The following is a 14,239-nucleotide window of genomic DNA, read 5'->3' on the forward strand; positions in this document are numbered from 1 at the left end:
TTTACGCCGCTTCTTTTTTATCGTGCACGACTTTATCGGATTGTTCTGATTGGTACGTTGAATAAGCTGTTTCCACAATTATTTCTTTGCCACTTTCATCGATGTATCCTCTGACTTTAAATGCCTTGAGGGCATCAGCTTTACCTTTCACTTTTGATGTGATTGGCTCAACGATGAGTTTATTTTTTACTTGTTGATAAACTGCATCTGATATTAAAAGGTCTGTTCCATATTCTTTGGTCAAAGATTCAACCCGTGAAGCCGTGTTGACAGTATCGCCGATTACCGTGTATTCCATTTTTTCTGTCGAACCAATATTACCGGCAATTAATTCACCATAATGTAGACCCATACCGATTTTGATTGGTTTTTTTCCTTTTGCCATGCGCGCATCATTAAACACTACAAGTTGAACTCGCATCGCAATGCAGGCACTAACAGCGTTCCACGTATCATTGGGTTTAGGTACTGGAGCACCCCACACAGCCATGATGGCATCGCCCACATATTTATCAACCACACCTTTATGCTGTGTAATCACAGAAACCATTGAAGTCATATATTCATTGAGCATTTCTACTACTTGTTCAGCTTCAAGACCTTCACTAATAGAAGTAAATCCTCGAATATCACTAAAAAATACTGTGGCTTTTTGACGGGTACCACCAAGTTTTATTTCACCAGATAAAATAGCTTCGGCAATTTCTTTTGAGTGAAATTTATTAAATGTCTCTTTAAGTTTATCACGCTCTGCCAAACCTGTTGCCATCTTACCGAATGAATGAGTAAGGGCCGTGATCTCGTCATGGCCTTTTGGTTTTACCTTAATATTAAAATCCCCTGCTGCAATTTGCCGGGTGAGTTCAACGAGCAACTTAATTGGTTTTGTCAAAGTTGTTGAGAAGAAGTACACGGCAGCAAATGCTAAACAGAGTATGACCCCGGCAACAAGTAATGATCGGTATTTTACACGATTTGCAGTTTCAAATGCCTTCTCTTCTAAAACTTGTGAAATAACCCCAACACCTGCAACACCCACTTGTCTGAATGCACCTAAATAGTATTTACTATCTTGATCAAGAAATCGCAATTGGTTATTATTAACAGGGCTTTCAAGCATTGCTTTTACAATCTCAACATCTTTTAAATTTGCACCTGAACTCACTAAGGTTTCTTTTGGATGCGCCAATACATTACCTTCGCGATCAACAAGGTAAGATGTTACAACACCTTTTTTCCCATAAATTTGTAAAAACTTTGTTTGATCAACAATTCCTACAGCTGCTGTAACGACATTTTTTTTATCATCAACAGCTAATGGAAAGCTAAGTGTAAGATAACTTTGCCCAGCGACAGTCACTCTTTGAATATCAATATCGCCTGACCAAGATTTATTAGATGGTTTTATACTATTAATGATCTTTTCATTTTTTGATTTATCGCTAGCGAAACTTTGTCTTTCTGCAGAAAGACCACCTTTTCTCCAGGTCATAACCGCAATCAATTCACTATTACGCTTAAATTGTAAATGTTGAGCAGTAGACTTTCGTGCTGCGTCTAGGTTTTGCGTTTGAATCTCAGTAATCGTTGTAACAACATTTACTAGTGTCCCTAGATATTCGTATGTCTGATTGGCAAGCTGCCCCGCGACATCACTAGTCGCCTTTTGAATAAATGCTGTATTATCGTCACTAAAGAGTTTTGTAGCTAAAAATACCACAAGAAGTGTGGATGTTACCAACATAAGAGCCATCATTGATACCAGCTTAAAACCAATTGGTAGTTTTACTTTAAATTCTTTAACTTCGGCCTGGGGTTCTTTACTCATGTAAATGATTCTCCTTGTCCAGGTACCCTATCGGCAATTGGCAAGAGAGATTAAATATTAAAAATGGTCTGGATTATTTGAATTTCTAATTAATTTTGACGATGTAACAAGAGTGAAGAGAGTCCTTATATACAATTTCATAGTTATACTCGTCTCGCTAGGTGGTGCTAGTGCTTGCGGATACTATCTGTATGCTGATATTTATCTAAATCGCTCAACATCTGAAGGCCTTGAAATTGCTGGTGTGCTAACAGAAATACAACAATCTGTTAAACGCAAATTTGGCGACAATATGCTTTGGGACCTCGTTAATGCCAATGAAAAACTTTATTGGAATGATTCAATTCAAACTTCTGAAAAATCACAAGCGCACATTAGACTTGATGACGGGAGTAAAATATCACTCGGCGAATCAAGTCTTGTTGTACTTGAAAGAAATAACAACAAATTATCATTAAGTCTCAAAAGTGGACAATTGGTCGTTGATTCTCAAGCGTCTGCAGATTCACAAATTAAAATTAACGGTATGGATCTCGCAGCTGCAGGCAAAGGCACAATGTCATTGCAAGTAGATGCTGAAAAAGGACAATTAACTGCCACCACTATGGGGGTAGATGGTACAGGAAAACAAATCACCATTGATAAAGATGGTACGATGTCTGAAAAAGAAATTCCTACGATCCTAGAATCGCCAGCACCTTTATCTCGAGAATATATAGACGCCGCACAAACTGCTATAACTTTTACTTGGCAGGCGAAAAATAATAGTCCCAGAATTCTAGAATTAGCAAAAGATAAAAATTTTAAACAAATGGTCATTCAAAAGAAACTTACAACAAAAAAGTATTTAACAAACTTAAAAGCCGGTAGTTTTTATTGGCGCGTTAAGACCGAGGGTGAAAAAGAGATTAATGTGAGCGAAACACGTTCATTCGAAATTATTCAAATGAACACCCCAGTACTCACAACTCCAGATAAAAATCAATCTATGGCATTTAGAAACGATATGCCTGTTGTTGAATTTAGCTGGAAGGGTGATACAAATTCTACGAAGTATCTCTTTGAAACATCAGACAAAGAAGATTTTTCTAATATTCGATTCAAAGAAGAGACTAACAACTTATATGTTAGAACATCAAAAATTTCTGAAGGAAAGAATTTCTGGCGCGTTTCTGCTATTTACAATGAACATGTAAAAGTAAGTAACCCAAGCTTTGTACAGGTCAACAAATTAAAAGAAGCTCTACCACCAGAATTAATGTCGCCGGATAATAATTTTAAATTAACTTTTGATATTTTTCAAAAAGCTAATGGCATTCAATTTCGTTGGAAATCACAAGTTACCGAGACTGTTGAAAAATTTAAATTTGTACTTTCACGAAACGAAAAATTAAAAGATGAACTTGTTTCATTTGAAACAACACAAAATGAAACCCTCCTTAAAGAAAATTATCCAGAAGGTATCTATTATTGGTCCGTAGGTCTCAAAAACCTTGATGGCGAATGGAAGCATCATGAAATTCGTAAACTTGAACTAGGCCCTCTTGTTCCTCTACTTTCACCACCAGTCATTTTAGGTTGGTCAGACACTACAGAGCTTGATCTCTTAAAAAATCCACTTATCAAATGGCGCTGGAAAAAAGTCGAAGGCGCCGCCTCTTATAAATTTAAACTCCTAAAAATGGGCTCTAAAGAAGAAGTGGTTCTTGAAGATACACTTAATGGCGTTGAAAAAGAAAAAACAGATCTCCCAGACGGCAAATACAAATGGGTTGTATCTTCTATAGACCGCTATGGCCGCGAATCTGAACCAACAGCTCATCAATTCACTGTTTATCACGGAAAAACTCTTGAAGCTCCAGATTTTGATATGTCGGAGGTTCAATGATAAAACTCTTTTTAGTGTTATTATCGGGTCTAGTAACTTTGCCCACATACGCAAAAGAAGTTAATTTAAAGTGGAGGGCTATCGAAGGAGCAAAGCTCTACAATCTCGAAGTAGCAACAGATGACAGTTTTAATAAAAAAGTAATTGAAAAAAGTGTGAAGCTTAATAATTTACCATCTAACTTAAAGCCCGGTGTTTATTATCTACGGGTTCAAGCTGTAGATGCCCTTGAGCGCCCTGGTATTTGGAGTAAACCTTTTCGCCTTGCTATTACCGCACCTGTTCAGCCTCTAGTCGAAATTGCAGAGCCTCAAAAAATAACATTTTCAAAGAAAAGCCCAAATGTTGAGACAAGCTGGAGGCCAGCAGAAAATGCGACTAACTATAAGGTTGTTATTTTAAAAGATGGTAAAGAATATAAGTCTTTTGAAACTAAAGATCCTAAATCTGATTTTAAACCCACTGAGCCCGGTAATTATAAAATTACAGTACGCACGGGAATGGAAGGTTCATTTGGCGCTCCAACTACTATACAAGAACTTAACATAGAAAAAAAAGAAATCACAGCTCCTCAGTTACAAATGGGGCAATCTGAAAAATGGAGTAGCAGAAAAAGTATCCCATTTAAATGGGCTCCGGTAGAAGCGGCACAATATTACCGACTTAAAATTTATAAAGTTGAAAATGGGCAAACCGATGTGCGTTCACTTGCGAGCACCTCGCAACCCATTATTGATGCACCTCACATCGATTCACCCGAGTACTCAACAGGAAAACTTCCGCCTGGCAAATACATCGCTGTGATTGAAGCGCGCGAAAGTGATGAAACCGTTGCTCCAACAACTGAATATCAATTTGATGTAAAAAATATGAAACCCATTGATTTTGACCGCTTTGATTTTACGGCCAGATACACCGTGACTCCGATTGATTATTCAAGCACCATGCGTGAGATTTCTTCAGCCAACAATAAGTCATCGACTATTGGTGGGAATATGCTCCTCGAAGGACACTTGTGGTTTCCCGATTCGCGCTGGGGTGTCAAAGCTGGTGGAGTCTGGGGTGGATTTTCAATCAATAATACAAACATAACTTATAATGATTTAAATTTAGCAGCTTCTTATAAATTTTCAGGAAGCAACAAAGGTCTTATGACAACAATAAGACCGTATGTAGGTGGTCGTTTATGGACTATCCCTATTATTTCTCGCGCACTCATCACAGCACCAATGCAAGTCTACACTCCAACTTTATACGGCCCGGTGGGTGGAGTCGATATTACAAAGCCACTTAACGACACGTGGGCACTTACTGGACGGATGCAAGTTTCTGTACCACTTGGCAATTCTGCTATAGGCGGTGGCGGCTCTGCTGGATTTATCAAAGTAGATCCCGAAGTAAGTTCTAAAACAGAATTTGGTGCGAAATATGGATTTAAAGGAAACATGCGACTCCTTGCCATGGCTGGATTTCAACAAGATGTCATCCGATGGACTCCAAATGCGGGTTCACGAACTCAGAAATCCGAAGTTAATATGAGCTCACCTACATTTTCTATAGGCATTGAAGCCACAGATGACGGCGGAATGTTTAGAAGTTCAGAAAATACTGTGCGAGAAGATAAATTTTCTAACTTTGATCTCACATTTCGCTACAGCCTAACACCCGCCTCTTATTCAAGTAAACTTCAAGAAAATAACAGTCAATCAACAAGCTTTAGCGGTGAAACAAGCGGCCTAGCCGATATCGATGCGACTGGATGGTTTCACGGATCAAATCATGCCCTACGTGCAATTGCAGGTTGGGGTGGTTTCACTTATAAAAATTCAACGGTGAGTTATCCTGAGTTCATGTTGCAATGGGGATATCGCCCGCAAATTAAAACTCCAAAAGGATCAATTTACATTAAGAATTTTTTTGGTCTTCGTTCGTGGCAAGTCCCCGTCTTGGCATATGATCAAGCAACGACTCAGTTTTACTCTAGAGCCCCACAATTATTGGGCCCGGCAAATACATTCCAAGTATTTCAAAAATTTAGCCAAGTATGGACAATGCGCTTGGGCGCAGAACTTTCAGCTCCAATTGTTGCAGCTAATAAACAAGCAGACATTGATCGAATTTTACCAGGGGCCATGAGTCACAAGCTTGATGTAGCTTTTATTCGAGAGTTTTCTGAAGATTTCTCAGTTGGTGGTGGGTTTGGTTATAAAGAAGACCAGATTCAATACATTCCAACAACGAGTCAGTCCGGAACACCAAGTGCTGAAAGATCTTCTCGCGCAGTGCTTACCACACCCGCTTATTCTGTATTTGGGGTCTATACTTTTTAACCGCGCTTATTCATCAAGTTAAGTGCTGAGCCCGCTTTAAACCATTCGATTTGCTCATTACTAAATGAATGTTTAAGTGAGATTTTTTCTTCGCTACCATTTGCATGACTAAGAACCATATCTAGATTTTTACCTGGAGCGAATTTATCAAGACCTACAATACTCACTTTGTCGCCATCGAGAACCTTATCGTAATCAATTGGATTTACAAACGTTAGAGCAAGTAGACCTTGTTTTTTCAAATTTGTTTCATGAATTCTTGCAAAACTTTTTACAATGACTGCAGCGGCTGATAAAAATCGAGGTGACATTGCAGCATGTTCACGGCTACTGCCTTCACCATAATTCTCATCCCCGATAACTACCCAACGTAATCCATTGGCTTTGTAATTTCGAGCCACTTTTGGAATAGGTAAACTCTTTGCCCCCGTTTGAGAATCAGTGGCTTTACCGATTTCATCTGTGAAAGCATTTGTTGCACCTAAAAACATATTATCGCTGATGTTGTTAAGGTGGCCTCGAAATTTAAGCCATGGCCCGGCTGCAGAAATATGATCGGTAGTGCATTTACCCTTTGCTTTAAGTAAAATTGGAAGTTTGACAAAATCTTTTCCATCCCAAGGCTTGAAGGGCTCCAAAAGTTGAAGACGATCACTTTTTGAATCAACTTTCACCTGCACAAGATCTGGATTCTCTGCTGGAGCAAGATAACCCAAATCACCCGTTGCATAACCTTGAGCTGGGAGATCATCAGCATAGGGAGGTGTAAATTTGATATTTCCGTGTGGTGTTGTGAGTTCATCGGTTAACGGATTAAACGAAAGTGAACCCGCTAAACCCAAAGCCATAACGATATCTGGGCTTGCCAGAAATGATAGTGTTTCAGGATTACTGTCGTTACGACCTCGAAAATTTCTATTAAAAGAACTAATAATTGAATTTTTAGTCCCTTCTTTTACATCATCGCGTTTCCACTGACCAATACAAGGGCCACATGCATTGGCTAACACTGTTGCACCAACATCATTGAGCACCTTCATTTGACCATCACGCTTAATTGTTAAATGAATTTGTTCAGAACCAGGTGATACCAAAAATGGTTGTGGCATTTTCACGCCATGCTCGAAAGCTTGTTTGGCAATATGGGCCACGCGCCCGATATCTTCATATGAAGAGTTTGTGCAGCTGCCAATAAGTGCTGCAGAAAGTTTATCTGGATATTCTTTTTCTTTAATCTCTTGTTTAAATTTTGAAATAGGTCTTGCCACATCAGGTGAGTGAGGGCCCACAACATAAGGCTCAAGTTTAGAAAGATCAATCTCAACAACTTTGTCGTAATATTTCTCAGGACTTTTTTCGACTTCACTATCAGCTCTTAAGTGCTGTGAGTATTTATTTGCAAGATCAGCAATCTTATCTCTGTTTGTGATTTTCAGATAATCAACCATGCGTTTATCAAATGGGAAGAGCGAAGTTGTCGCACCAAGTTCTGCACCCATATTTGTTATAGTGCCTTTACCTGTGCAACTAATGGCGGAAACACCTTCGCCAAAATATTCTACGATTTGATCTGTTCCACCCTTGGTGGTGAGAAGGCCACAGAGATATAAAATTACATCTTTTGGTGAAGTCCAGCCATTGAGTTTGCCTTTAAGATGAATACCGATAAGTTTTGGCATTTTAACTTCCCAAGCTAGGCCCGCCATAACATCTGCAGCATCAGATCCGCCGACACCAATAGCGATCATACCTAAACCACCAGCATTGGGTGTGTGTGAGTCTGTTCCGATCATTAATCCACCAGGAAATGCATAGTTTTCTAAAACAACTTGATGAATAATTCCGGCACCTGGTTTCCAAAAACCCAAACCATATTTGGTACAAACTGATTGTAAGAAATCATAAACTTCAGAATTCGTTTGAAGTGCTGTTTTTGTATCATCACTTGAACCGCGCCGTGCTTGAATTAAATGATCGCAGTGAACGGTTGCAGGAACCGCAGTTTGCTTTCGCCCTGATTGCATGAATTGCAAAAGCGCCATTTGTGCTGTGGCATCTTGCATCGCAACACGATCAGGTCTCAGAAGTACAAAGCTTTTTCCACGAACCATTTCTTGATCAAAATTATCTAAATGACTAAAGAGAATTTTTTCAGCATAAGTGAGAGCACTTTTACCTAACTTTTTTTTCGCCGCGGAAAGTTTTTCTTCCATTGAAGAGTAGAGTTTCTCAACATGTTCGGGTGTGGTTTCAATATTGACTTTCACGACGCGCTGCTCCTTTATAAAATATCTTTGTTACACTAGAAGAGTAGCACTGCAGGCTGATGTGCTCAAGTGTTTCGCAACATGAATTTTGAATTCCAAAGATTACCGCAAGATATCTTACTAAATTGACAAATGTAGGGAAGATCGAAAGAATTTCGTTATGGCCAAACTGCTTTTAGCCACGCTGTTGGTTTGCATTGGATGTGGTGTTATAAATTATTCAGTAAATGGAATCGTAGGTTCAAGGCTTATTACCGCCGATGTCGTAAATCATCGAGTTCTTATCTGGAATAAAATCCCCAATTCAACTAATCAAGCTGCTGATTTAGTACTTGGTCAACCCGATTTTACAGCTAATGTTATCAACAATACTCCCGATGCACCCGGGACAATAAGCGCATATAGCATACGACACCCTCAAGGAATTTCAGACACAGGAGATAAACTTATTATCGCCGATCAACTTAATAATAGGATTACCATTTGGAATACATTTCCCACGCGAAATCACCAGCCCGCTGACATTGTTTTAGGTCAACCAACGATGACCACTGGTAATGCCAATATTGGAGGCCGTTCTGCTCGCACACTGAGTAATGTCATACAACTTGCCTATGATGGAACTCATCTGATGGTTGCAGATCAGGTCAATCGACGACTTTTGATTTGGAATTCTTTGCCCACAGTTGATCAACAAGCCGCAGATCTTGTAAGATGCGCATTCGTCTCGAGCGTCGCAAGTACTGGCAAAAAAATGCTTATAACTGACAAAAATCAAAATCGAGTTATGATTTGGAATACATTTCCTACAGTATCCGGTCAAGCTGCAGATATTGTGTAGGGACAACCTGATTTTACAACGGCTGTTGTTAATAATACACCTGGCGCTGCAGGCACCGTGAGCGCACAAAGTCTCAGTGCTCCTGAAAGTCTTTCAATTATTGGAGAACGTCTTTTTGTATCAGATACAGGCAATAACAGAGTCTTGGTATGGAACACAATTCCCACACAAACTCAACAAGCCGCAGACTATGTTATAGGTCAGCTAAACATGACCACAGGAACAGCTAATGGCCCAGGCTTAAGCGGTTTAAGTTTTTCTTCTCCCATAGGAATTTATTACGGTGCAGGCAGACTTTTTATTAATGATTGCTTAAATCAACGCACACTGGGTTGGAGTTCATTGCCCACTCAAACGGGTGTGTCAGCTGATTTAGTTTTAGGCCAGAGATCTCTTAGTACCAGCGCAACACAACCAGTTGATGCAACTTCTAACCCCTGTGCGACGGGAATTTCTGGTAATTTTCATTTGCCTGGGACTAAAAGGCCTGAGGGGTACTGATTGACCACTGAATCAACGATGCTGGAGAATAATCAACCTGGTTTTTGATCTGTTTGACTTGCTTCACCGACGCCATAATATGTCGCAGCGGAATGATGAAACACAATAGCTGAAACACTAGCCTCTGGATCCATCATGAACCCTTCGGTCAAATTCACACCAATATCTTCTGGACGAATCAGTTTAAATAAATGTGTTTGATCATCTAAAACGGGGCAAGCCGGGTATCCAAAAGAATAGCGCTTTCCTCGATATTTCGCCTGAAAACGCTCCATCATGGTCATGTTAAACGCATCATCAAAACCCCACATATTTCGAATTTGAGAATGCAAAAATTCTGCATAGGCCTCGGCAGTTTCAAGTGCCAGTGCTTGAAGCGCATGACTCTTTAAATACTCGCCTTTTTGTTTAAGCTCTTCTGCCCACTCACGCACTCCCTCACCAGCTGTCACTACAAACATACAAATGTTATCAGGCTTTGGTGAGCCAAGAGGATTTACATAATCTGAAAGACAAAGTCCGTTGATTTTTGCTTGCCTTGGAAAATCAAATGTCACCAGTGGCTTGGGCGATTGTTTTGGTTCAGCCGGGGCCGTACGCAATCGAGCCGCTTCTTCATAAGAATAAATATGGAGATTATTGCCTTCACTTGCCGCTTCAAAAAACTGAAAAACAGCCTTGGGCTTAAACACACCTGAGCGACATCCTTCTTTGATGCTCTCGATAACTTCCATAAGTTGCAGAACTTTTTTACCTTCAGCATCAGCACTCAATGCTGCTTTATCATCTTGTTCAATAAGTTTACATAAAGAGCCTTTAACACCTAAATGCCGACCATAGAGCATTCGCGGATTCACAAAACTCCAAATGCGATTTAGTGGTGCATCTCGCAAAACATGACGATTAAAATCTGGAGGTTGTGGAATATCATCGACAGTATTTATAGCGCCCGAACGCACACGAGGCATTTCTTGTCGTTCAACTTTTTTAACTTCACCAGAAATTTTAAGGCGTCTGTTTTTTATATCAGCTTTAAGTTTTTCAAAACGCTCAGGCTCAACAATTTGCTTTGCATACTCTAAACCCGACATTGCGTCTTTTGAGTAAATGACAGTGCCAAGATCATAAGCTGGTGCAATTTTATTATTTGTAAAGTTCTCAGTCAATGCCGCACCTCCAACAAGAATTGGAGTATTTATTTTTGCCTGAGTAAAATCATTGGCGGTTAAAACCATTTGCTGCGCCGATTTTACGAGCAGCCCCGAAAGCCCAATGATGTCGGGTTTATGTTCTCTAACAGCAGCAATAAGTTGTTCTGGTGGAATTTTAATTCCGAGATTTATGACCTTAAAACCATTATTAGAAAAAATAATATCAACTAGGTTTTTACCAATGTCATGCACATCACCTTTTACAGTGGCTAGCACAACTTTGCCTCGCACAGCTGTGTCAAGTTTGTCCATGAATTGTTCAAGATGATTCACAGCCGCTTTCATCGCCTCTGCACTTTGAAGAACCTCAGCCACGATGAGTTCATTGTTGTTAAACAATCTGCCAACTTCATCCATGCCCTTCATCAACGGGCCATTAATGATTGCAAGGGGCTTCATGTTTTTTAAGCAAAGGTCAAGGTCACGAACAAGCCCCTCTTTTGTACCTTCAATAATATATTTTGCTAATCGCTCCTCCACAGTAAGTTTAGAGTTATCAGTATCTACATTGCTTTTTGGTTTTGCGTCTCTAAAGTGTAGTGCGAATTTTGCAATTTGATCATCATCACATTTATAAATGAGATTATTTGCCAATTCTTTTTCTTCATCAGGAATACTCGCATAACGTTCAAGCTTTTCAGAATTAACGATCGCTAAATCAAGACCTGACTGCACACAGTGATACAAAAATACAGAGTTAAGAACTTCTCTACCAGCTGGTGGTAAACCAAATGAAACGTTTGAAACCCCCAGTACAGTTTTTGTCCCGGGAAATTCTTTTTTCACAAGCTTTATAGCTTCAATTGTTTCAATGGCTGAACCAACGTATTGTTTGTCACCCGTTGCACAGGGAAACACAAGCACATCCCAGTAAATATCTTCTGGCTTAACACCATACTTATTCACCAACAGATCGTATGATTTTTTCGCAATTTCAAGTTTTCGCTCTCGTGTGACACCCATACCTTGTTGAGGGTCATCATCAATTGTGCCCACAACAAGGGCTGCACCAAATTTTTTGGCCATCGGAACAACCAACTCAAAGCGCTCTTCGCCATCTTCTAAATTAATTGAGTTAATAATCGCTTTACCCTGAGAATATGTCAGTGCTCGAGCAATAACCTTTTCATCAGTGCTGTCGATCATGAGGGGCACACGCACCATTTTTGTAACTAGTAATAAAAACTTTTCTATATCCGTAATTTCATCACGGTCAGGATTTGCAAAACATATATCTATGATCTGTGCTCCCTGACGAACTTGTGCACGTGCAATTTCCGCAGCTTCTTCAAATTTATTTTCTTCAATTAATCGTTTAAATTTTCGACTTCCGATCATATTGGTACGTTCGCCAACGATGATGGGCCTTTGATCTTCTGTGATGTCGAGATAGTCAATTCCAGATAAACTAGAAACACGGTTTTGAGGAGGTACACGAGGTTTAAGTTTTTTAGCAATTTCACTTAAAACAGTAATATGCCCGGTGTGAGTTCCACAACATCCACCCAAAAGATTTATCCATCCAGATTCACCAAATCGCTGCAAGATACGACCAATCATCTCGGGCGTTTCAATATATTTTCCGTCTTCATCGGGTAAACCAGCGTTTGGCACACAGGCAACACGTGAATGCGTCAGAGCTGAGAGAGATCGAATATGATCTGTCATAAATTCTGGGCCCGTCGCACAATTCAAACCAATATATAAAAGATCTAAATGCGCCAGTGATGCTTGAAGCGCTTCAATTGATTGCCCCGCAAGCATGGTACCCATTGGTTCAATGGTTACTGAAACAGCGATTGGCAATCTCTCACTCTCAGGCACTTCATTCATAAGCTTATCGATTGCAATGAGTGCTGCCTTTACGTTGCGCGTATCTTGACATGTCTCGAGTAAGAAATAATCAACGCCACCTTCATAGAGAGATTTTGCTTGAGCGTAGAAATTATCTGAAAGATCTTCGAAGGAAATTCCACCCGTAACGGATATGGCTTTAGTCGTGGGGCCAATTGATCCAGCAACAAATCGTGGTTTTTCTGGTGTTGAGAATTTATCACAAGCTTTTCTGGCCAATGTTGCAGCTGTAAAATTAATCAAGTGGGCCTGAGGTGTAAGATTATATTCCCCCAAAACAAAAGGTGTGCCGCCAAAAGTATTGGTTTCGATAATGTCAGCACCTGCTTTTAAATAATTTTCATGAATAGATTGAATTACATCAGGGCGCGTGATGACGAGATTCTCATTGCAGCCCTCTAATTCTGGACCACCAAAATCTGCGTCAGTTAGGTTTTTATCTTGTATAGCTGTACCCATAGCGCCATCGAGTACTAAAATCCGATGCGCCAGAGCATCTTTGAGCTCTTTAACTCTTTGATTACGTGTCATAAACCCTTATACTGATAGCTGAATTCGCTATTATTGCCCACTAAAAAAGGATGCGCGCCATCGAAAAGAAAACACGAATTTTAGTGGTTGATGACGAAACAAGTAATGTGGAACTCATGACTGAGGCTCTCGAACGAGAGGGTTATCATGTTGCCTCGGCTAATACAGGCGAAGATGGGTTACACAAACTCAAGGCTTGGTCACCCCAACTTGTTCTACTAGACATCAATATGCCTGGCATGAGTGGCCTTAAAACTTTAGAGCAAATCCGAAAAATGCCTGACCACGATTACATTGCGGTCATTTTCGTTTCTGCAAATCTCACAACTGAAGACATTGTGGTTGGCCTGGATCAAGGTGCAGATGATTACCTTGTTAAACCGTTTCGCATTGCCGAATTACTTGCGCGGGTAAGATCAAAAATCAGAATTAAAAATCTTCATGACCAGCTACATCGAGCAATGAAGCGTTTAGAGGGAATGGTCGACACTGACGACCTAACAGGGCTTTTTAATATGCGCTCGCTCTATCAAAAATTAGATGTGGAGCTTTTACGAGCGAAGCGTTATCGCAAGCAAATTTCTTGCATCATGATGGATGTGGATAACTTCAAAAACGTAAACGATGATAATGATCATCTCTTTGGAAGTTGGGTTTTAACGGAAATTGCAAAAATTATTCGCTCTAACACAAGAGCTATTGATATTGCTGCGCGCTATGGGGGCGATGAGTATTTACTCATATTACCCGAGACAGATCTTCCAGGTGCAGAGCGCCTTGCAGAAAGAATTCGAAAGACCATCGAAGCCACCGTCTTTTCACAAGAAAAACAACGAGCCGAGCTTACAGCTAGTTTTGGTATAGCAAGTTTTGATTGTACAAAAAAAGAAATTCCATCTAAAGAGTTTGTACGTGCTGCCGACCAATTGCTTTTTGAAGCAAAAAAAGCAGGCCGAAATTGCCTCAAAACCAAAACATTGACATGAGC

General features: G+C 40.0%; 8 protein-coding genes. 5 read left to right on the forward strand and 3 right to left on the reverse strand.

Going from position 1 to position 14,239, the window contains the following annotated elements; all coding sequences use genetic code 11:
• Position 1: 1 nt before the first annotated feature.
• Positions 2-1,828 (reverse strand): adenylate/guanylate cyclase domain-containing protein, encoded by a 1,827-nt coding sequence (locus SGI74_00180; protein ID MDZ4675900.1) that lies wholly within the window; start codon positions 1,826-1,828, stop codon positions 2-4.
• A 112-nt stretch (positions 1,829-1,940) separates the two neighbouring features.
• Here SGI74_00180 and SGI74_00185 point away from each other — a divergent pair, with 112 nt between their 5' ends.
• Together SGI74_00185 and SGI74_00190 are read left to right on the forward strand one after the other, a co-directional pair.
• Positions 1,941-3,716 (forward strand): FecR domain-containing protein, encoded by a 1,776-nt coding sequence (locus SGI74_00185; GenBank protein MDZ4675901.1) that lies wholly within the window; start codon positions 1,941-1,943, stop codon positions 3,714-3,716.
• Positions 3,713-6,046, forward strand: a complete 2,334-nt coding sequence (locus tag SGI74_00190) for a hypothetical protein (protein MDZ4675902.1) — start codon at positions 3,713-3,715, stop codon at positions 6,044-6,046. Before SGI74_00185 ends, SGI74_00190 begins: the two co-directional genes overlap by 4 nt.
• Here the strand turns inward: SGI74_00190 and SGI74_00195 are convergent.
• Positions 6,043-8,259 carry an aconitate hydratase gene (locus SGI74_00195; GenBank protein ID MDZ4675903.1) on the reverse strand — a complete coding sequence of 739 codons (2,217 nt, stop codon included), beginning with the start codon at positions 8,257-8,259 and terminating at the stop codon, positions 6,043-6,045. The genes SGI74_00190 and SGI74_00195 overlap by 4 nt on opposite strands.
• 214 nt (positions 8,260-8,473) lie before the next feature.
• On the opposite strand from SGI74_00195, the gene SGI74_00200 reads away from it, so the two are divergent.
• Together SGI74_00200 and SGI74_00205 are read left to right on the forward strand one after the other, a co-directional pair.
• On the forward strand, positions 8,474-9,154 hold the full coding sequence (locus SGI74_00200; protein MDZ4675904.1) for a hypothetical protein: 681 nt from the start codon (positions 8,474-8,476) through the stop codon (positions 9,152-9,154).
• A 57-nt stretch (positions 9,155-9,211) separates the two neighbouring features.
• Positions 9,212-9,655, forward strand: a complete 444-nt coding sequence (locus tag SGI74_00205; protein MDZ4675905.1) for a hypothetical protein — start codon at positions 9,212-9,214, stop codon at positions 9,653-9,655.
• A 32-nt stretch (positions 9,656-9,687) separates the two neighbouring features.
• On the opposite strand, the gene metH is transcribed toward SGI74_00205, so the two are convergent.
• Entirely contained in the window at positions 9,688-13,251 is a 3,564-nt protein-coding gene (gene metH / locus SGI74_00210) for a methionine synthase (protein ID MDZ4675906.1), read from the reverse strand.
• Between the two features lie 50 nt (positions 13,252-13,301).
• On the opposite strand from metH, the gene SGI74_00215 reads away from it, so the two are divergent.
• A complete protein-coding gene (locus tag SGI74_00215; protein MDZ4675907.1) occupies positions 13,302-14,237 on the forward strand; it encodes a diguanylate cyclase in 936 nt (311 codons plus the stop codon).
• Positions 14,238-14,239: the final 2 nt, after the last annotated feature.

This window comes from Oligoflexia bacterium (assembly GCA_034439615.1).
In the GTDB taxonomy this organism is placed as follows: domain Bacteria; phylum Bdellovibrionota; class Bdellovibrionia; order JABDDW01; family JABDDW01; genus JAWXAT01.